This window comes from Bradyrhizobium sp. JHI2711, from assembly GCF_056156565.1.
In genome coordinates this window covers 526094-544566 of record NZ_JBPZPT010000004.1, presented here as the reverse complement: position 1 = coordinate 544566, position 18473 = coordinate 526094, and the positions used below count along the sequence as shown (strand labels likewise).

The following is an 18473-nucleotide window of genomic DNA, read 5'->3' as shown; positions in this document are numbered from 1 at the left end:
CCATGCCCGAGCGCTACATCAAGTCCGAGCCCTATGCCTGGCCCTACAATGGTGATCTCCGCCCCGAGAACACCGCGCTGATCATCATCGACATGCAGACCGATTTCTGCGGCGTCGGCGGCTATGTCGACAAGATGGGCTACGACCTCTCGCTGACACGGGCACCGATCGAGCCGATCAAGCGGCTGCTCGCAGTGATGCGCAAGCAAGGCTTCCATATCATCCATACCCGCGAGGGCCACCGCCCCGATCTCTCCGACCTGCCCGCCAACAAACGCTGGCGCTCGCGCCAAATCGGCGCCGGCATCGGCGATCCCGGCCCGTGCGGACGCATCCTGGTGCGCGGCGAGCCCGGCTGGGACATCATCGAAGAACTCGCGCCGCTACCGGGCGAGCCGATCATCGACAAGCCCGGCAAGGGCTCGTTCTGCGCCACTGATCTGGAGCTGATCCTGCGCGTGCGCGGCATCGAGAACATCGTGCTGACCGGGATCACGACCGACGTCTGCGTCCACACCACGATGCGCGAGGCCAACGACCGCGGCTTCGAATGCGTCCTGCTGCACGATTGCTGCGGCGCGACCGACAAGAGCAACCACGACCACGCGCTGAAGATGATCAAGATGCAGGGCGGCGTGTTCGGCGCAGTCTCGACCTCTGATGCCTTCATCGGAGCGATTTCGTGATCATCGGCGAAACGCCGCCGCCATCGGGCGCCTTCGGCGTCGATGCCATCGCCATGACCATGCGCTTCGGCGACTTCCTGGCGCTGGACAATGTCGAGCTGAAGGTGCGGCCGGGCTCGTTCCATGCGCTGCTCGGCGAGAATGGCGCCGGCAAATCCACCCTCGTCAAATGCATCATGGGCTACTACCACGCGACCGAAGGCGACATTCTCGTCGGCGGCCGCGAGCAGGCGATCGCCAACCCGAAGGATGCCCACGCGCTCGGCCTCGGCATGGTCTATCAGCATTTTACGCTGGTGCCGGCGATGACCGTTGCCGAAAATCTCGTGCTGGCGCGCGACGACGTGCCGGCCGTGGTGAACTGGCCGAAGGAGATGAAGGAGCTGGAGGCGTTCTTGGGCCGCATGCCCTTCAAGGTACCGCTCTCCGCAAAGGTCTCCGACATCTCTGCCGGCGAACGGCAGAAGTGCGAGATCCTCAAGCAGCTCTATCTGAAGCGACGCTTCCTGATCCTGGACGAGCCGACCTCGGTGCTGACCCCGGCGGAAGCCGACGAGGTGCTCGGCATGCTCCGCGACATGGTTGTGGAGGGCGAGCTGACCATCCTGATGATCACGCACAAGTTCCGCGAGGTCATGGCGTTTGCCGATGACGTCACCATCCTGCGCCGCGGCAAGCTCGCTGGAGCCGGCAAGGTTTCCGAGCTGACGCCGGACGCGATGGCCCGCACCATGATCGGTGCCGAGGAGTTGACGGTGCAGCCGCCGCGCACCGGCGAAGCCGGTCAGGCCAGGCTGGAGCTCCAAAAGCTCCGCGCCCTGGACGATGCGGGCGCCGTTGCCGTGCACGATGTCTCGCTCACCGTTCGCGCCGGCGAGATCGTCGGCATCGCCGGCGTTTCCGGGAATGGCCAGCGCCAGCTCGTCGAGGTGCTGGCCGGCCAGCGCGAGGCCGAAAGCGGGGAGGTGCGCGTCGCCGGCGATCCCTATCACGCAAGCCGCGAGGAGATGCGGCGGCACAGGATGTCGCTGCTGCCCGAGGAGCCGCTGAAGAATGCCTGCGTCGGCGGCATGAGCGTCGCCGACAACATCGCCTTCCGAGAATTCGACCGCGCACCCTTTGCAAGTGGCGGCTGGTGGCTCAATCGTAGCGCCTTCCGGAGCGACGCAAGGAAGAAGATCGGCCAGTACAAGATCAAGACCCGCACGCCCGATACGCCGATCTCGGCGCTATCGGGCGGCAACGTACAGCGGGCTGTGCTGGCCCGCGAGCTCGGCGGCGACGTCGAGGTGCTGATCGCCGCCAATCCCTGCTTCGGCCTCGATTTCGCGGCGGTGGCGCAGATCCATGCCGAGATCATGGCCGCGCGCAACCGCGGCGCCGCCGTCCTGCTCGTCAGCGAGGACCTCGACGAGTTGCTCGAACTGTCGGATAGGCTCGTGGTGATGTTCCACGGCGAATTCGTGTATGAAGCGCGGACCAGCGAAGCCGATCTCACGGTGGTCGGCCGCCACATGGCAGGGCACTGAACGGAGGATCGATGGGCGACGCATCAGGGCGGGACGAGCACTTTCTGCGCCTGTCTTTCGCGGTCGCCGGCCGTTCCCTCACCCATGGCAACCACCCCTTCGGCTGCATCGTCGTCGATGCCGACGGCAAGGTGCTGATCGAGACTGAGAACGGCTACATGCCGGATCGCGACGGCACCGCGCATGCCGAGCGGCTCGCAGCCACCCAGGCCTGCCGTACACTCGATCGAGAGGTGCTGGCGAAGGCCACGCTCTATTCCTCAGCCGAACCCTGCGCGATGTGTGCCGGCGCGATCTACTGGGCCGGTATCGGCCGTGTCGTCTATGGCCTCAGCGAGCATCGCCTGCGCGGCATCACCGGCAACCATCCGGAAAATCCGACGCTCAACCTGCCATGCCGCGAGGTCTTTGCCAGCGGCCAGCGGCCGACGGAGGTCGTCGGCCCACTGCTCGAAGACGAAGCCGAAGCGCTGCATGTCGGCGTTTGGACGAAGTAGCAGCACATCCCCTGCATAGCAGGTTCCGATTCCCCTTGGATCGTCACAAATTTGCAACACGCATCGCCCGACGCGATCGCTTCCCCGCCGTCCGGGGCTGCTTGCGGGGTATGATCGCTCGCAAATCGACGACGAGCGCTGGGCCGAGAGCCTGCCGACGCGTTGAGCAAGGGATGATGCTTTTTCACATCTTACGCCGGGGTTCAAACTGGCCCAGTATTGAGGCACTTCACCCATGCAAGCGTATCAGCGAATGTTAGATCCGACGCCCAACGGCCAGCATTCAGGCGAGTCCCCGCTCCTGAGGACCATCGGGCTCACCAAACGTTATGGCGATTTCCTCGCCAACGATTGCATCGATATCGAGATCCGGCCGAGGGAAATCCACGCCCTGCTGGGCGAGAACGGCGCCGGCAAGTCGACGCTGGTCAAGGCGATCTACGGACTGATCCAGCCCAGCGCCGGCGAGATTCACTGGCAGGGCGAGCGGATCGTGCTGTCCGGTCCGTCCGAAGCGCGCATCCGCGGCATCGGCATGGTGTTCCAGCACTTCTCGCTGTTCGACAATCTCACGGTTGCCGAGAACGTCGCGCTCGGCCTCGACGGCAAGGAATCCTTCAAGGACATGTCGGCCCGGCTGGAACAGGTGTCGAAGACTTACGGTCTGCCGCTCGATCCCAGGCGTGAGGTGTGGCAACTCTCCGTCGGCGAGCGTCAGCGCATCGAGATCGTCCGCGCCCTGATGCAGGATCCGAAATTCCTGATCCTGGACGAGCCCACCGCGGTGCTGACGCCGCAGGAGGCTGACCAGCTCTTCATCGTGCTGGATCGCCTCAAGGCCGAGGGCCGCGCCATCCTCTATATCAGCCACAAGCTGGAGGAGGTGAAGCGGCTCTGCGACACCGCGACGATCCTGCGCGGCGGCAGGAAGGTCGAGACCTGCAACCCTCGGCTCGAAACCGCCGCCTCGCTTGCGCGGATGATGGTCGGCGGCGAGATCAAGGAGGTGACGGGCGCATCCGGCCGCAAGACCACCGTGCCGCGGCTCGTCGTCAACGATCTCTCGCTGGCTCCCGTCGAAGCGTACGGCGTACGGCTCGAGCACATCTCATTCGAGCTGAAGGGCGGCGAGATTCTCGGCATCGCCGGCGTCGCCGGTAACGGCCAGGACGAATTGTTCGCAGCGCTCTCCGGCGAGCGCCTCGCGAAGGCCCCCGGGACGGTGGTGATCGAGGGCATCGCCGCCGGTCACCTTTCGATCACCCAGCGGCGCAAGCTGGGGGCGGCCTTCGTTCCCGAGGAGCGACTCGGCCACGGCACCGCGCCGCGGATGAGACTGTCTGAGAACGCGCTGCTCACCGGCCATGCCGCCAGCGGCATGGTCCATCGCGGCTTCATCGATACGGCGGCCACGCTGAGAACGGTCGACCGCGCCACCGAAGCCTTCGACGTCCGCAAGGCCAAGCGCGATCCCGAGGCCGGCAGCCTGTCCGGCGGCAATCTGCAGAAGTTCATCGTGGGACGTGAGATCCTGCGCAATCCCGCGGTACTGGTGGTGAGCCAGCCGACCTGGGGCGTCGATGCCGGCGCCGCCGCCGTCATCCGTCAGGCGCTGCTTGATCTCGCCACCGCAGGCGCCGCGGTACTCGTGACCAGCCAGGATCTCGACGAGCTCGCCGAGATTGCCGACCGCATCGCCGTGATGTTCCACGGCAAGCTGTCGGCTCCGCTCTCGGCACGCGAAGCAAGCCGCGAGAAGCTGGGCCTTCTGATGGGCGGCAGCAGCCTGCAGCCAAAGGAGATCGCGCATGCAGCTGGTGCTTGAGAAGCGTGCCGAGCGCTCCGGCACGATCGCGCTGGTGTCCCCCCTGATCGCGATTGGCCTCACGATCGTGACCATGGTCATCCTGTTCGCGATCCTCGGCAAGAATCCACTGCTTGCCCTGCACGCCTATTTCATTGCGCCCCTCACCGATGGCTATTCGCTCCAGGAGATCGCGGTGAAGGCGACGCCGCTGGTGATGATCGCGATCGGCCTGTCGCTGTGCTATCTCGCCAACGCCTGGAACATCGGCGCCGAAGGGCAATTCCTGATCGGCGCAGTCGCGGGAAGCTGGATCGCGGTGAAGACGCAAGGTACTGATGCCGGCGCCTGGGTGCTGCCGGCCATGCTCGTCCTCGCCGCCGCTGCGGGCGCGCTCTATGCGCTGATCCCGGCGATCTGCAAGGTGAAATTCGGCGCCAGCGAGATCCTGACCAGCCTGATGCTGGTCTATGTCGCCGACCTCTTCCTCGACTATCTCGTGCGCGGCCCCTGGCGCGATCCGCACGGCTTCAATTTCCCGACCACGGCCGAGTTCGATCCGGTAGCGACCGTGCCGTTGCTGATCGAAGGCGGCCGGCTGCATCTCGGCTCGATCATCGCCCTGCTCGTCGTCGCGGCAGCCGCGATCCTGCTCGGGCGCACCATCAAGGGTTTCGAGATCCGCGTGGTCGGCGCTGCGCCGCGCGCCGCGCGGTTCGGCGGCTTCAACGCCAACCAGCTCATCATCCTGACCTTCGCCGTCTCCGGGGCGCTGGCGGGGCTTGCCGGCATCATCGAGGTGGCGGGTCCAGTCGGGCATCTCCAGCCCGGCATCTCGCCAGGCTACGGCTTTACCGCGATCATCGTCGCTTTCCTCGGCCGACTGAACCCGCTTGGAATATTAGTTGCAGGCCTCTTCCTCGCGTTGACCTTTATCGGCGGCGAGCAGGCGCAGATCGCGATGAAGATTCCGCTGGACGTCACCAAGGTCTTTCAGGGCATTCTGCTGTTTTACGTGCTCGCCTGCGACTCCCTCATTCTCTACCGCTTCAAGCTGGTGTTCCCGAACCGAAAGGTGGTGGCCCGTGGAGCTGGTTGAGGCCATCATCCTGGCGGTGCTTGCCGCATCGACGCCGCTGTTGATTGCGGCGACGGGCGAGCTCGTGGCCGAGCGTTCCGGCGTGCTCAATCTCGGCGTCGAGGGCATGATGATCGTCGGCGCGGCCTGTGGCTTTGCCGGCGCCTGGCTGACCGGATCGATCTTTATCGGCGCGCTGTTCGGCATCGTCGCGGGCACGCTGATGTCGCTCGTCTTCGCGCTGATGGCACTCGGGCTTGCCGTCAACCAGGTCGCAACCGGCCTCGCGCTGACCATCCTGGGTGTTGGCCTCTCGGGTCTGATCGGCGCCGGCTTCGTCGGCGAGCGCATCACGCCGGCCGTGCACCTCTCTATTCCCGTCCTGACGGATATCCCGCTGATCGGCCGCGTGCTGTTCGGCGAGAATGGCTTCGTCTATTTCTCGATCGCGCTGATCGTCGCGGTGTGGTGGTTCCTGTACCGCACACGGGCGGGATTGATCCTGCGAGCCTGCGGCGACAATCACGCTTCCGCGCATGCGCTCGGCTATCCCGTCCTGCGCATCCGCACCTTGGCCGTGATGTTCGGCGGCGCCTGCGCGGGTCTTGCGGGGGCCTATCTGCCGCTCGCCTATACGCCGTTCTTCATTCCGGGCATGACCGCCGGACGCGGCTGGATCGCGCTGGCGCTGGTGGTGTTCTCGTCCTGGCGGCCGGGCCGGCTCGTCGTCGGCGCCTATCTGTTCGGCGCGGTGACGATCCTGCAACTGCATGCGCAAGGATGGGGCGTCGGCATTCCCTCGCAATTCATGTCGGCGCTGCCTTATCTCGCGACCGTCATCGTGCTGGTCCTGCTCTCCCGCGCGCGCACGGGCGGCTCGACCGCACCGGCCGCGCTCGGCACGGTGTTCGTGCCCGACCGCTAGATTTCGTTTCCGCAGTGTGCACGATGGGGCGCGCATGCTGCGGATCGTGGCTTCCCCCGAAGTTTGGAGATCGATGATGAGGAAATCACTTCTTGCACTGGCTGCCGGGCTCTTGCTCGCTGGGAGCGTCAGTGCGGCCTCCGCCGCCGACAAGTTGAAAGTCGGCTTCGTTTATCTCGGTCCGATCGGAGACCTCGGCTGGACCTATCAGCACGACCTCGGTCGCCAGGCGCTGGTGAAAGAATTGGGCGACAAGATCGAGACCACTTATCTCGAGAACGTGCCCGAAGGCCCGGACTCCGAGCGAGCGATCGAGCAGCTCGTCCGCGCCGGCAACAAACTGATCTTCACCACATCGTTCGGCTACATGGATCCGACGCTGAAGGTCGCCAAGAAATATCCGAACGTGCATTTCGAGCACGCGACCGGCTACAAGCGCAACCCGAACATGTCGACCTATTCGGCGAAATGGTATCAGGGCCGCTACATTCAAGGCCTGATTGCGGCGAAGATGTCGAAGTCGGGCGTGCTCGGCTATATCGGCTCGTTCCCGATTCCGGAGGTTGTCTCCGGCATCAACGCGACGATACTGGCGGCGCAGACCATCAATCCGAACATCAAGGTCAAGATCATCTGGGCCAACACCTGGTTCGACCCAGGCAAGGAGGCCGACGCCGCCAAGGCGCTGATCGACCAGGGTGCCGACGTCATCATGCAGCACACGGATTCGCCGGCCGCCATGCAGATCGCCAGCGAACGCGGCAAGCTGGCCTTCGGCCAGGATTCCGAAATGATCCAGTTCGGGCCAAAGGCTCAGCTGACCTCGATCATCAACAACTGGGGGCCTTACTATATCGAGCGCGTCAAGGCCGAGCTCGCCGGCACCTGGAAGTCCGAGGACACCTGGGGTGGCCTCGACAGCCGCATGTTCGCGATGGCGCCCTACACCAACATGCCTGACGATGTGAAAAAAATGGCTGAGGATGCCCAAGCCGCGATCACCGCGGGCAAGCTGCATCCGTTCAAATGCCCGATCGTTGGGCAGGACGGCAAGCCGGTCGAGTGCAAGGGCGGCGCTCACCTGGATGACGGCCAGATCCTCGGCATGAATTTCTACGTGAAAGGCATCGACGACAAGCTGCCGGGCAAGTAGCACGCTTCTTGCATTGACTAAATCACCTGCTCCTCCCGGAGGAGGTTCGGAGGGGGTGGCCAGAAGCACCCGGCACTTGTGGCTGCCCCCTCTTTCTCTATTTCGCCCGGCTATCCAGCCTGCATGGCCCGCGCCGCGGAACTGTGGCGGCGGATGAGGTCTGCCACATCGAGACCCGGGATCGCACCGTCGATCACCGCCCATTTTCCAGCCACCATCACCCGGTCGGCGCGATGCGCTCCGCACAGCACGAGCGCAGCCAGCGGATCGCCGTGGCCGGAGAAGCGCAGCTCGTCGAGCCTGAACAGCGCAAGATCGGCGGCCTTGCCGACGGCGATGTCGCCGAGTTCCGGCCGGCCGACACACGCCGCCGAACCCTTGGTGGCCCAGCGCAACGCATCCTTGTGGCTGACCTTCGTGACGCCATAACGCGCGCGTTGCAGCAGGAACGCGGCCCGCACCTCCTGCATGAGGTTGGATCCGTCGTTGGAGGCCGAGCCGTCGACACCAATGCCGATCCCGACGCCGGCCTCTTCCATGTCGCACACCGGGCAACAGCCCGACGCGAGCAGCTGGTTGCTGCACGCACAATGGCTGACGGTCGTGCCGGCCTTGCCGAGCCGTCTCATCTCGTCCGGATTGAAGAAGATTCCATGGGCGAGCCAGGTGCGCGCATTGAGCCAACCGCATTGCTCGAGATAGTCGAGCGGACGGCAGCCATACATCTGCTGGCAGAAGCTATTCTCGTCCTCGGTTTCGGCGAGATGGGTGTGCAGGCGCACGTCGAGCTTGTCGGCGAGATCGGCCGTGGCGCGCATCAGCGACGTCGTCACCGAGAACGGCGAGCATGGCGCGAGCGCAATCTGCACCATCGCATCCGCGCCGCGCTGGTGATGCTTGGCGACCACGCGGGCGCTATCGGCGAGAATGGTGTCCTCGTCCTGCACGACGCTGTCGGGCGGCAAGCCGCCGTCGCGCTGCGACAGGTTCATCGAGCCGCGCGTGAGCAGCACGCGCACGCCGAGTCGCTTCGCCACCGCCACCTCGATATCGACGGCGTCTTCGAGTCCGGCCGGGACGACGTAGTGGTGATCCGTCGTGGTGGTGCAGCCGGAGAGCAACAGCTCGGACATCGCCACGGTGACGCCGAGCTCGAGCGCTTCCGGCGTCAGCCTCGCCCACACCGGATAGAGCGCCTGGAGCCAGGGGAACAGCTCGCGGTCCATCGCGGCCGGCAGCGCCCGCGTCAGCGTCTGGTAGAAGTGATGATGGGTATTGATCAGGCCCGGCAGCACGACGTGTTCGCCCGCATCGAACACTGCGACATCGGCGGTTGCGGGCACACCGCCCGCCGGCACGAGCTCGACGATCCGGCCGTCCTTCACGACAATGCCACGCTCGGCCCGGTCGGCGAGGATGGCCAGGGGATCCCTGATCCAGGTCGAACTTGCCTCAGTCATGATCCTGCTTCTCCTCGCCCACCCTGACGGCGGACCTGCAAGGCCGAGGACGATTGCGTCCTTGCTTCGACTTGTTGTTGCCACTTGGCTCCCGTCTTGCAACACTTCGCTCGGACCATTCAACCGTCGGAAGCGTTGGCGCAGCCATGGACTTGAATACCATCACAGCCGTCGCCCATCCGCAAACGCGCGCGCAGCTGCCCGTTTGGACGGCAGGTGATGCTTGGCTCGCGGGCGGCACCTGGCTGTTCTCGGAGCCGCAAACGCATCTGACGCGACTGATCGATCTCACCGATCTGAAATGGCCGGCACTTGCGATCACAGAGAGCCACCTCTCGATCGCCGCCACTTGCACCATCGCAGAGCTCGATGGACTCGCCTGCCCCTCCGATTGGCTCGCAGCGCCGCTGATCAACCAGTGCTGCCGGGCCTTCCTTGCCTCATTCAAGATCTGGAAGACCGCGACCGTCGGCGGCAATCTCTGCATGTCGCTGCCGGCGGGACCGATGATCTCGCTGACGTCCGCACTCGACGGTGTCTGCACCATCTGGAAGGCCAGCGGTGGTGAACAGAGGCTTCCGGTCACCGAATTCGTCACCGGCAACCAGCGCAATCGCCTGACGCCAGGCGACCTGCTCCGGCAGATCGACATCCCGCTTCCCGCGCTGAAGCGCCGCACGGCCTTCCGCCAGATCTCGCTGGCGCCCGTCGGCCGCTCCGCGGCGCTGCTGATCGGCAGTCTCGAAGCCGATGATACGCTGACACTCACGGTCACCGCGTCGACGGTGCGGCCGATCCAGCTGCGCTTCCGCAAAGCCCCAGACGCAGGCGCGCTGCGCGCCGCGCTCATGCAGGAGATTACCGATGATCTGTACCACACGGACATCCATGGCGCGCCACTCTGGCGCAAGCACATGACGATGCGCCTGGCCGAGGAGATTCGCGGCGAGCTGCTGGGAGCGCCCCCCGCATGAGCCTGGAGGTCAACGGCAAGGCGTTCTCCCAGGAGCCACGCGCCGGCCAGTGCCTGCGCACGTTCCTGCGCGAGCTCGGCCATTTCGGCGTGAAGAAAGGCTGCGATGCCGGCGACTGCGGCGCCTGCACCGTGCTGCTGGACGGCGAGCCGGTGCACAGCTGCCTGATCCCGGCGTTCCGGGCCGAGGGCCGCAGCGTGACCACGATCGAAGGCCTTGGCGGCGATCACGGCACGCATCCGATGCAACAGGCCTTTCTCGATGCACAGGGCTTTCAATGCGGATTCTGCACCGCCGGCATGATCCTGACCTGCGCCTCGTTGAACCAGGCGCAGCGCACCGATCTCGGCACGGCGCTGAAAGGCAATATCTGCCGCTGCACCGGCTATCGGTCGATCGAGGACGCGATCCTCGGCAAGACCAATGTCGAGACGAGCGTCGAGGCCGGCGCCGCCTTCGGCCGCAGCCTGCCCGCCCCCGCAGGCCCCAATGTGGTCCGCGGCACGGCACGCTACACCTTCGACACCGCAATCGATGGCTTGCTGCACATCAAGCTGCTGCGCTCGCCGCATGCGCACGCCAGGATCGTCGCGATCGACAAGTGGGACGCGCTGAGCATCCCCGGTGTACACGCCGTGCTGACGCACGAAGATGCGCCGTCCGTCCTGATCTCGACGGCACGGCATGAGAAAGACTGGATGGACCCGGAGGACACCCGCATCCTGGATGACGTCGTGCGTTTCGTCGGCCAGAAGGTTGCCGCCGTCGTCGCCGAGACTGAAGCCGCCGCGGAGGCTGCGTGCCGCAAGCTGAAGGTCAGCTACGAGATCCTGCCGGCGCTGATCGATCCCGAGCAGGCGATGGCCCCGGGTTCGCCGGTCGTTCATCCCGACCGCACAGCTGCGAACCGCGTTGCCGATGCCCAGCGCAACCTGGTCGCGGAGACGCATGGCGAGTTCGGCGATGTCGCATCGGCGCTTGCAACATCTGCCGCCACCTATGAGGCTACTTTCCACAGTCACCGTGTGCAGCACGCTGCGCTCGAGACCCATGGCGGCCTCGCCTGGCTCGATGATTCCGGCGTGCTCAACGTCCGCACCTCGACGCAGGTGCCGTTCCTGACCCGGCGTGCGCTGTCGGACATCTTTCAGCTTCCCATGGACAAGGTCCGCGTGTTCTGCGAACGCGTCGGCGGCGGGTTCGGCGGCAAGCAGGAGATGTTCGTCGAGGACATCCTGGCGCTTGCCGCGCTGAAGACCGGGCGGCCGGTCAAGCTGGAGCTGACACGCGAGGAGCAGTTCATCGCGACCTCGACGCGGCATCCGATGCGGATCCACGTCAGGGCTGGCGCGGACAGCGAGGGCAAGCTCACTGCGCTCCAGCTCGACGTGCTCTCCAACACCGGCGCCTACGGCAATCACGCCGGCCCCGTGATGTTCCACGCGCTGGCGGAGTCCATCGCCGTCTACAATTGCCCGAACAAGCGGGTCGACGGCGTCGCCGTCTACACCAACACCGTGCCGGCGGGCGCGTTTCGCGGCTATGGCCTGCCGCAGGCGCTGATCGCGGTGGAAGCGGCGACCGACGAACTGGCGAGGCAGCTCGGCATCAACCCCTACGAGATGCGCCGGCGCAATATCGTGAGGCCCGGCGACCCCATGCTGTCGCCGCCGCCGTCCGAATATCACGACGTGCTCTACGGCTCCTACGGGCTCGACCAGTGCCTCGATCTCGTCGAGCGCGCGATGCAGGCCGATGCCCCGCAGCCGGAGCTGTCGCCGGATTGGCTGATCGGCGACGGCATCGCGCTGACCATGATCGACACCGTGCCGCCGGCGGGCCACTTCTCGGACGCGACGATCGCGCTCAACGACGACGGCGGCTTCGACCTCACCGTCGGCACCGCCGAGTTCGGCAACGGCACCAGCACCGTGCATCGCCAGATCGCGGCGACCACGCTGGCGACCACGGTCGACAGGATTCGTCTGCGCCAGTCCGACACCGCGCATGGCGGCCACGACACCGGCGCGTATGGCAGCGCCGGCACCTTCGTTGCGGGCAAGGCGACGCATGCGGCAGCCATGCAGCTCGCGAGCGAGCTGAAGGCGGCAGCCGCCGGGGCCTGGCTGTGCGATGTGGAAACTTGCGCGCTCGATGCGGATTCCGTCGTCAGCGGCGTCCGCCGCATGCCTTTCACGGAGCTGGCGAAGCTCGCCCGTGAGCGCGGCCGGCCGTTCGCAGGCAGCGGCACGTCCGGCGGCACGCCGCGATCGGTGGGGTTCAACGTGCAGGGCTTTCGCGTCGCGGTGAACAAGGCGACCGGCGAGCTCCGGATTCTCAGGAGCGTGCACGCCGCGGACGCCGGCGTCGTCGCCAATCCCATGCAGTGCCGCGGTCAGGTCGAAGGCGGCGTGGCGCAGGCGCTCGGCGCTGCGCTCTACGAGGAGATGGTGATCGACGCGAGCGGCCGCGTCACCAATCCGAAATTCCGCGACTACCACCTGCCCTCTTTCGCCGACGTCCCGCGCACGGAGGTGTTCTTCGCCGAGACGTCCGACACGATCGGCCCGCTGGGCGCGAAGTCGATGAGCGAGAGCCCCTACAATCCGGTCGCCGCTGCGCTCGGCAACGCGATCGCGGACGCCACCGGCATTCGCTTCACCGCGCCGCCCTTCAAGCCGGACCGGCTGTTTCCGGCGCTACACGATAAATTTGGCTAGATGCATATTTCGGGGGATACATCCATGAGCAACGACGTCCATCCGGTCGACGAGGTCCTGCCGGCCCCGCGTCTGCTCGCGCTCGGGCTCCAGCACGTGCTGGTGATGTATGCCGGCGCGGTCGCGGTCCCCCTCATCATCGGCCGCGCGCTGAAGCTGCCGCCGGAGGACGTCGCCTTCCTGATCAGCGCCGACCTGTTCGCCTGTGGACTTGTGACGCTGGTCCAGTGCCTCGGCTTCCCCGGCGTCGGCATCCGCCTGCCCGTGATGATGGGCGTGACCTTTGCGTCGGTCGGCCCGATGCTGTCGATGGCGGCTTCACCAGACATCGGCCTGCTCGGCATCTACGGCTCCGTGATCGCCGCCGGTCTGTTCGGCATCGTCGTTGCGCCGTTCGTCAGCCGGCTGCTGCCGCTGTTTCCTCCCGTCGTCACCGGCACCATCATCCTCATCATCGGCATCTCCCTGATGCGCGTCGGCATCAACTGGGCCGGCGGCGGCCTGCCGACGTTGACGAAGGTGGTCGACGGCGTTCCCGGCAGCTTTCCCAATCCGGCCTATGGGCAGTTGCAGGGGCTCGGCATCTCGCTGTTCGTGCTGCTCTTCATCCTCGCCCTGATCAAATGGGGCAGCGGGTTTCTTGCCAACGTGGCCGTGCTGCTCGGCATCATCGCCGGCGCGGTGCTCGCGAGCATTCTGGGCGTGATGCATTTCGACAAGGTCGCCGCCGCCTCCTGGGGCGCACTCGTGATTCCCTTCCGCTTCGGCATGCCGCAATTCCACCTGGTGCCTGTCATCACCATGTGCATCGTCATGATCGTGGTGATGATCGAATCGCTCGGTATGTTCCTGGCGCTTGGCGAGATCACCGGCAAGGCCGTCGACCGCGAAGCCCTGAGCCGCGGCTTGCGCGCCGACGGGCTCGGCACGCTGCTCGGCGGCATCTTCAACACGTTTCCCTATACCTCGTTTTCGCAGAACGTCGGCCTCGTCTCAGTCACGGCCGTGCGCTCGCGCTGGGTGACGGTGACGGGCGGCTGCATCCTGCTCGTGCTCGGGCTCTTGCCGAAGCTCGCTGCGCTGGTGGAGGCGGTGCCGCTGGTCGTGCTCGGCGGCGCCGGCCTCGTGATGTTCGGCATGGTGGCGGCCACCGGCGCACGCATCCTGGCCTCGGTCGATTTCCGCAACAACCGCTACAATCTGTTCATTGTAGCGATCTCGATCAGCTTTGGACTGATACCGCTCGTTGCTCCCGGTTTTTTCCGCAATCTGCCGCACGATCTGCACCCGCTGCTGGAGTCCGGCATTCTGCTCTGCGCGGTCGTGTCGGTGCTGCTCAATGCCTTCTTCAACGGATTGAGCGGTGGCGCTGCCGCCGAGGCCGACGCGGCGTCAGCCGCCGCATCGGCACAGCATGTCTAAGGCGCGATGCGACTAGGATGAATCGTCATCGCGCTTTGGATTATTGTTTAAGCATGATCTTGTCGGAAAACCGCTACGCACTTTTCCGGATCATGCTCTAGCTGCCGCGATAGGTCGAGTAACTCCAGGGCGTGACCAGCAGCGGCACGTGGTAATGGCTTTCCGGCTCGCTGATCGCAAAGCGCAGCGGGATCTCGTCGAGAAACGGCGGATCGGACAGCGGCACGTTGCGCGCGGCGTAATATTTGGCGACGCTGAAGCGCAGCTCGTAGCGGCCGATCGGCAGCGGACGGCCGCCGATCAGCGGCTGGTCGGTGCGGCCGTCGGCATTAGTCACCGTGCGCGCGATGACGCGATTCTCGCCAAGGCTCGCGAGCTCCACGAGCTCGATCGGGATGCTAGGTGCGGGCTTGCCGATCTGGTTGTCCAGCACATGGGTCGAGAGCCGGCCGTGCACCTTCAGCCTGTCGTCGGCGGCGACCAGCTGGTCGAGCCGCAGCGCCGAGATGCGGCCGATCTCCTCGATCGCACGCCTTATCTCGGTCTTGGCGATGTTGAGCAGCCGCGCCTCGAAGTCGCGCAGCACGGAATCCTTGGTGTGACGGCGCACACAGACGATGTAGGGGAAGCCGAACTTGTCGCGGTAGGCGTTGTTGGCCCGCTCGAACGCGGAATATTCGGCATCCGACAGCCCGTCGAGCCCGGCGCTGTTCTGCTCGTCGGTCGATTCCGCGGTGAGGCCCGCGGCGCGCTGCGTCTTGTTGGCGAGATCGGGATGCGCCCGGATCAGCGCCAGCTGCACGTCAGGCTCGGCACTCTGGATCGCGGCCATCAGCGCGGCGTGCAGCTCGTTGATGCCGGCGAACGGCCGCTTTGCCGCGAGCTGCTCGGCGATCCACGGCGAATATTCGACGACGTTGGCGAGCGCCGCGACGAAGTCGGCCGTGCTTGCAGCGTTGAGATCGGCGAGTGAAATCTGCGACATCATCTCACCCGATCTCGAATACGTCGGCGGCAAGATGGGCGTGCTTCTCGTGCCAGTGCTGCGCGATCTGAAGCCGCGTCGGCACCCAGACGCGCTCGTGCTTGCCGATATAGTCGAGGAAGCGGATCAAGCCCGCTGCGCGGCCGGGCCGGCCCGCGAGGCGGCAATGCAGACCGACCGACATCATTTTTGGCGCGGTTTCGCCTTCCGCATAGAGCACGTCGAAGGCGTCCTTCAGATAGGTGTAGAACTGCTCGCCCTCGGCAAATCCTTGCGGGTTGATGAACCGCATGTCGTTGGCATCGAGCGTATAGGGAATGATGAGCTGCTTGCCGCTGGCGCCCTTGACCCAATAGGGCAGATCGTCGGCATAGGAGTCGCAGAGATAGAGGAAGCCGCCCTCCTCCATCAAGAGACGGTTGGTGTTGATCGAGGAGCGCCCGGTGTACCAGCCGAGCGGACGTGCGCCGGTCGCCTCGGTATGCACGCGGATGGCCTCGGCGATCTCGGCGCGCTCCTGCGCCTCGGTCATGTCCTTGTGCTCGATCCATTTCAGGCTGTGGCTGGCGATATCCCAGCCCGCCTCCTTCATCGCAGCGACAATCTCGGGATTGCGCTTGAGCGCGGTGGCGACGCCGAACACCGTGGTCGGCCAGCTCCGCTCGTTGAACATCCGCCACAGCCGCCAGAAGCCGGCGCGCGAGCCATATTCGAACATGGATTCGATGTTGGCGTGGCGCTGGCCGGGCCAGGGCTGCGCGCCGAGCACGTCGGACAGGAAGGCTTCCGAGGCGCGGTCGCCGTGCAGGATGTTGTTCTCGCCACCCTCCTCGAAATTGACGACGAACTGAACCGCGACCCGCGCGTCACCAGGCCATTGCGGATGCGGCGGGTTGCGGCCGTAGCCGCGGAGATCGCGCGGGTAGCGGGGCTCGGTCACTCAGACTTCCTCGAAGCGGATCGGCAGCGCGCCCTTCCACAGCACGCTCTTGCCCAGCGTTGCGAGGTTCTCCAGGCCCGAGGTCAGCGTGATGAAATGGTTGCCGGCGAGCTGGCCCATCTTGCTCGCGAAGTGCACGCCGCCATAGGCCAGCAGGATCTCGGTTTCGCTGATGCCGCCGGGATAGAGGATGATTTGGCCGGGCGCGGGATAGCTGGTGTGGTTCTCGTAGCCGACGCCGAAGTCGAGGTCGCCGAGCGGCATCCACACGCCCTCGCCGCTCCAGCGCACATGGATGATGTGGCTTTCGAACGGCAGCGCCTTGCGGAAGGCGGCGACAGTCTTGGGCGCCGCCTGCTCCTCGAAACGGGCATCGAAGGTGAAGTCGCCGGCGCGGATAACGAGTTTGCTCATCTCATCTCTCTGGATCGGGGGCGATGCGCCCACGGGGAACTTTCAGCAAAAAGCACTCCCGACCGTTTCGCGCAAGTGGCGCGGGAGGCTCTCGTACAAGTTGGGGCACGCCACCCGGCGTGCCCGATCGCCTGAAAGCTCGGTGCCATTGAACCGGATTGCAGGAGGTGAGTCCACCGGCAGAATTGCCGGGCAAAGGGGCGCCGGCGCGGATGCGCTGCGTCCGGGGCACGAGAGCTGAGCGTGGTGCTGCGTTCGGAACGACGAAGATGAGGCGATGGTGCGTTCTCCAAGTAACACTGTCATTCCCCGCCTTGTACGCAATCGCGCACTGGAGCGGGGAATCCAGTACGCCGCGGCCTCTCGATTCAATCACTGGCGTCTCGGAGTACTGGATCGCCCGGTCAAGCCGGGCGATGACACCGAATGTGTGGACGCAGACGTGCGTACTCGACCTCGCGGCTGCTTCGCCCGAGCTTTGCTTCGTCTCGCCGCCCTCATAGCCAAGAGGGCGCAGGGAAGACCGGGTGCCGGCGGCACCCGCGGTCCGCTGCGCGAAAAGCACACGCAGGAAGAACCGCACAGCAGCATACAGGTGAAGCCCAACACACGGCCTTCCCTGCGCGATGGTCGGACGGCTTATGCCGCGCTCTCCCGGGAGCCGAGTTCCCTCTGGCCTCCCTCGCTCCCGCGAAAGTCACCGGCACCGCGCCGGTTGACGCCAATGCCGCATTCGCCAGAGCTTGACCGTAGCAACGACGGCCAGGACCACACGGTTTTGCCGTACGCGCGCTCCGTTGGCGCCGCAGGGTTCGACGGCGTTGTGCACGTTGCCATCGAAATGCCGGCGCGACGAACCTGACAGCGCCGCTCGTCCGTACGAAGCTTAGGGGCTCACGGAGAGCAATCCGCCCTGCCCTCAGCTCTCGTACACGACGCTGCCGCGTCCACCGCAAGCCCGGCTCGCGACAATGACGACCTCATGATCGCCCCTCGAGATTGAGCCGGGATGGGCGACACATACGTCATTTCCGAATTTCGGTAAAGCGGAATATTTTCGCGCGAGCGGGTTGACAGCGCCGCGACACACCTCGGTCCCGTAGCCTGGATGGAGCGCCAGCGTAATCCGGGACAGCGCAAGATGCCGAGCGCGCAGCCCCGGATTACGCTTTCGCTCCATCCGGGCTACGAGAGACGGGATTGAGCTCGTCGAGACCTGGAGCGCTCAGTACGGTGCGTAACGATAGCCCGGATCGTAGTAGTAGCCGGAACCGCCGTAGTAACCAGGGCCGCCGTAGTAACGCGGGCCATAGCCATAATAATAGCGGTTTTCATAATATTCGCGGCGGCGGCTCTCGGCGATCGCGCCTCCGATCAGACCTGCGGCCATGCCCATGAAGGCGAGACCCGCGGCATTCGGCCCGCGTCGATAGTAACGACGCCGGTGTGCGCTGAAATCGGTGACGTCGGAGGCAGCCTGGCCGGCAACGGCCGCCTTGACAGCCGGGCTCCCGGCCGACGCCGCTGCGGACGGGGATGCGGAAGCCGCAATCAGGGCGAGGCCAGCGAGCGCGACCACGATCGTGTTGCGGCCGGCTCCGGAAATCACGGGTCCAATACTCATGTTCGAATTTCCTCTGTTCTCGCCCAAAGAAACATAAGCAAACGATCTATAATCCGCAAACCACTGAAATGGTTTCATGATCGCGGCGATCTGCCACGCTTTGAACGATTGTAAATCCCGAACGATCAGACCCAGCTTGAACCAGCCAACCTGAGCGGTTAATGAACGGCCGCGCCGTTTTCGGTCGCCGTAAGCGTTTACGTGAACCAACGCATCAACCGACGCCGTCGGGATCGATGCCATTTTCCAGGTTCAACGTGAT

15 protein-coding genes are annotated in these 18473 nt (G+C 65.3%); 10 read left to right on the top strand and 5 right to left on the bottom strand.

What is annotated here, in order from left to right:
• Nucleotides 1-2: 2 nt before the first annotated feature.
• The 7 genes from biuH (at nucleotide 3) to ACTEK7_RS29990 (ending at nucleotide 7672) form a co-directional block, all read left to right on the top strand.
• Nucleotides 3-686, top strand: coding sequence for a biuret amidohydrolase (gene biuH, locus ACTEK7_RS30020; RefSeq protein WP_057028619.1), 684 nt, complete (start codon nucleotides 3-5; stop codon nucleotides 684-686).
• Nucleotides 683-2215: an ABC transporter ATP-binding protein gene (locus tag ACTEK7_RS30015; RefSeq protein ID WP_225133208.1), complete on the top strand. Its 1533-nt coding sequence runs from the start codon at nucleotides 683-685 to the stop codon at nucleotides 2213-2215. Before biuH ends, ACTEK7_RS30015 begins: the two co-directional genes overlap by 4 nt.
• 11 nt (nucleotides 2216-2226) lie before the next feature.
• Complete coding sequence (locus ACTEK7_RS30010) at nucleotides 2227-2712, top strand: nucleoside deaminase (RefSeq protein ID WP_225133209.1); 486 nt, start codon at nucleotides 2227-2229, stop codon at nucleotides 2710-2712.
• 253 nt (nucleotides 2713-2965) lie between these two features.
• The gene (locus ACTEK7_RS30005) at nucleotides 2966-4537 is read left to right on the top strand and encodes an ABC transporter ATP-binding protein (RefSeq protein ID WP_225148117.1); all 1572 of its coding nucleotides are present in this window, start codon (nucleotides 2966-2968) and stop codon (nucleotides 4535-4537) included.
• Nucleotides 4521-5615, top strand: a complete 1095-nt coding sequence (locus ACTEK7_RS30000) for an ABC transporter permease (RefSeq protein WP_036045285.1) — start codon at nucleotides 4521-4523, stop codon at nucleotides 5613-5615. Before ACTEK7_RS30005 ends, ACTEK7_RS30000 begins: the two co-directional genes overlap by 17 nt.
• Entirely contained in the window at nucleotides 5602-6519 is a 918-nt protein-coding gene (locus ACTEK7_RS29995; RefSeq protein WP_225148116.1) for an ABC transporter permease, read from the top strand. The genes ACTEK7_RS30000 and ACTEK7_RS29995 overlap by 14 nt, the downstream gene beginning before the upstream one ends.
• 76 nt (nucleotides 6520-6595) lie before the next feature.
• Nucleotides 6596-7672: a BMP family ABC transporter substrate-binding protein gene (locus tag ACTEK7_RS29990; RefSeq protein ID WP_036045328.1), complete on the top strand. Its 1077-nt coding sequence runs from the start codon at nucleotides 6596-6598 to the stop codon at nucleotides 7670-7672.
• A gap of 110 nt (nucleotides 7673-7782) precedes the next feature.
• On the opposite strand, the gene ACTEK7_RS29985 is transcribed toward ACTEK7_RS29990, so the two are convergent.
• Complete coding sequence (locus ACTEK7_RS29985; protein ID WP_225148115.1) at nucleotides 7783-9132, bottom strand: 8-oxoguanine deaminase; 1350 nt, start codon at nucleotides 9130-9132, stop codon at nucleotides 7783-7785.
• 146 nt (nucleotides 9133-9278) lie between these two features.
• Between ACTEK7_RS29985 and ACTEK7_RS29980 the strand changes: the two genes are divergently transcribed.
• From ACTEK7_RS29980 to ACTEK7_RS29970, 3 genes are read left to right on the top strand one after another with little or no spacing between them, the layout of a single operon-like run.
• On the top strand, nucleotides 9279-10106 hold the full coding sequence (locus tag ACTEK7_RS29980) for an FAD binding domain-containing protein (protein ID WP_225148114.1): 828 nt from the start codon (nucleotides 9279-9281) through the stop codon (nucleotides 10104-10106).
• Entirely contained in the window at nucleotides 10103-12826 is a 2724-nt protein-coding gene (locus ACTEK7_RS29975) for a molybdopterin-dependent oxidoreductase (protein ID WP_225148113.1), read from the top strand. Before ACTEK7_RS29980 ends, ACTEK7_RS29975 begins: the two co-directional genes overlap by 4 nt.
• A 24-nt stretch (nucleotides 12827-12850) precedes the next feature.
• Complete coding sequence (locus tag ACTEK7_RS29970) at nucleotides 12851-14248, top strand: nucleobase:cation symporter-2 family protein (protein WP_225148112.1); 1398 nt, start codon at nucleotides 12851-12853, stop codon at nucleotides 14246-14248.
• Nucleotides 14249-14345: 97 nt separating this feature from the next.
• Here the strand turns inward: ACTEK7_RS29970 and uraD are convergent, their stop codons facing one another.
• The 4 genes from uraD to ACTEK7_RS29950 all read right to left on the bottom strand — a co-directional run bounded on the left by uraD (nucleotide 14346) and on the right by ACTEK7_RS29950 (nucleotide 18454).
• Nucleotides 14346-15233, bottom strand: coding sequence for a 2-oxo-4-hydroxy-4-carboxy-5-ureidoimidazoline decarboxylase (uraD, locus tag ACTEK7_RS29965; RefSeq protein ID WP_225148181.1), 888 nt, complete (start codon nucleotides 15231-15233; stop codon nucleotides 14346-14348).
• A gap of 4 nt (nucleotides 15234-15237) precedes the next feature.
• On the bottom strand, nucleotides 15238-16173 hold the full coding sequence (gene puuE / locus ACTEK7_RS29960; protein WP_225148111.1) for an allantoinase PuuE: 936 nt from the start codon (nucleotides 16171-16173) through the stop codon (nucleotides 15238-15240).
• Nucleotides 16174-16587, bottom strand: a complete 414-nt coding sequence (locus tag ACTEK7_RS29955; RefSeq protein WP_036045261.1) for a DUF3830 family protein — start codon at nucleotides 16585-16587, stop codon at nucleotides 16174-16176.
• Between the two features lie 1225 nt (nucleotides 16588-17812).
• Entirely contained in the window at nucleotides 17813-18454 is a 642-nt protein-coding gene (locus tag ACTEK7_RS29950; RefSeq protein ID WP_463671677.1) for a hypothetical protein, read from the bottom strand.
• Nucleotides 18455-18473: the final 19 nt, after the last annotated feature.

What these genes read in the sequence shown, in the direction of transcription:
- ACTEK7_RS29990 (WP_036045328.1), top strand. Translation starts at nt 6,596, where the DNA reads ATGAGGAAATCACTTCTTGCACTGGCTGCCGGGCTCTTGCTCGCTGGG.
- ACTEK7_RS29975 (WP_225148113.1), top strand. Translation starts at nt 10,103, where the DNA reads ATGAGCCTGGAGGTCAACGGCAAGGCGTTCTCCCAGGAGCCACGCGCC.
- ACTEK7_RS29980 (WP_225148114.1), top strand. Translation starts at nt 9,279, where the DNA reads ATGGACTTGAATACCATCACAGCCGTCGCCCATCCGCAAACGCGCGCG.
- ACTEK7_RS30000 (WP_036045285.1), top strand. Translation starts at nt 4,521, where the DNA reads ATGCAGCTGGTGCTTGAGAAGCGTGCCGAGCGCTCCGGCACGATCGCG.
- ACTEK7_RS29955 (WP_036045261.1), bottom strand. Translation starts at nt 16,587, where the DNA reads ATGAGCAAACTCGTTATCCGCGCCGGCGACTTCACCTTCGATGCCCGT.
- biuH (WP_057028619.1), top strand. Translation starts at nt 3, where the DNA reads ATGCCCGAGCGCTACATCAAGTCCGAGCCCTATGCCTGGCCCTACAAT.
- ACTEK7_RS30010 (WP_225133209.1), top strand. Translation starts at nt 2,227, where the DNA reads ATGGGCGACGCATCAGGGCGGGACGAGCACTTTCTGCGCCTGTCTTTC.
- ACTEK7_RS30005 (WP_225148117.1), top strand. Translation starts at nt 2,966, where the DNA reads ATGTTAGATCCGACGCCCAACGGCCAGCATTCAGGCGAGTCCCCGCTC.
- ACTEK7_RS29970 (WP_225148112.1), top strand. Translation starts at nt 12,851, where the DNA reads ATGAGCAACGACGTCCATCCGGTCGACGAGGTCCTGCCGGCCCCGCGT.
- ACTEK7_RS29985 (WP_225148115.1), bottom strand. Translation starts at nt 9,132, where the DNA reads ATGACTGAGGCAAGTTCGACCTGGATCAGGGATCCCCTGGCCATCCTC.
- ACTEK7_RS29950 (WP_463671677.1), bottom strand. Translation starts at nt 18,454, where the DNA reads ATGGCATCGATCCCGACGGCGTCGGTTGATGCGTTGGTTCACGTAAAC.
- uraD (WP_225148181.1), bottom strand. Translation starts at nt 15,233, where the DNA reads ATGTCGCAGATTTCACTCGCCGATCTCAACGCTGCAAGCACGGCCGAC.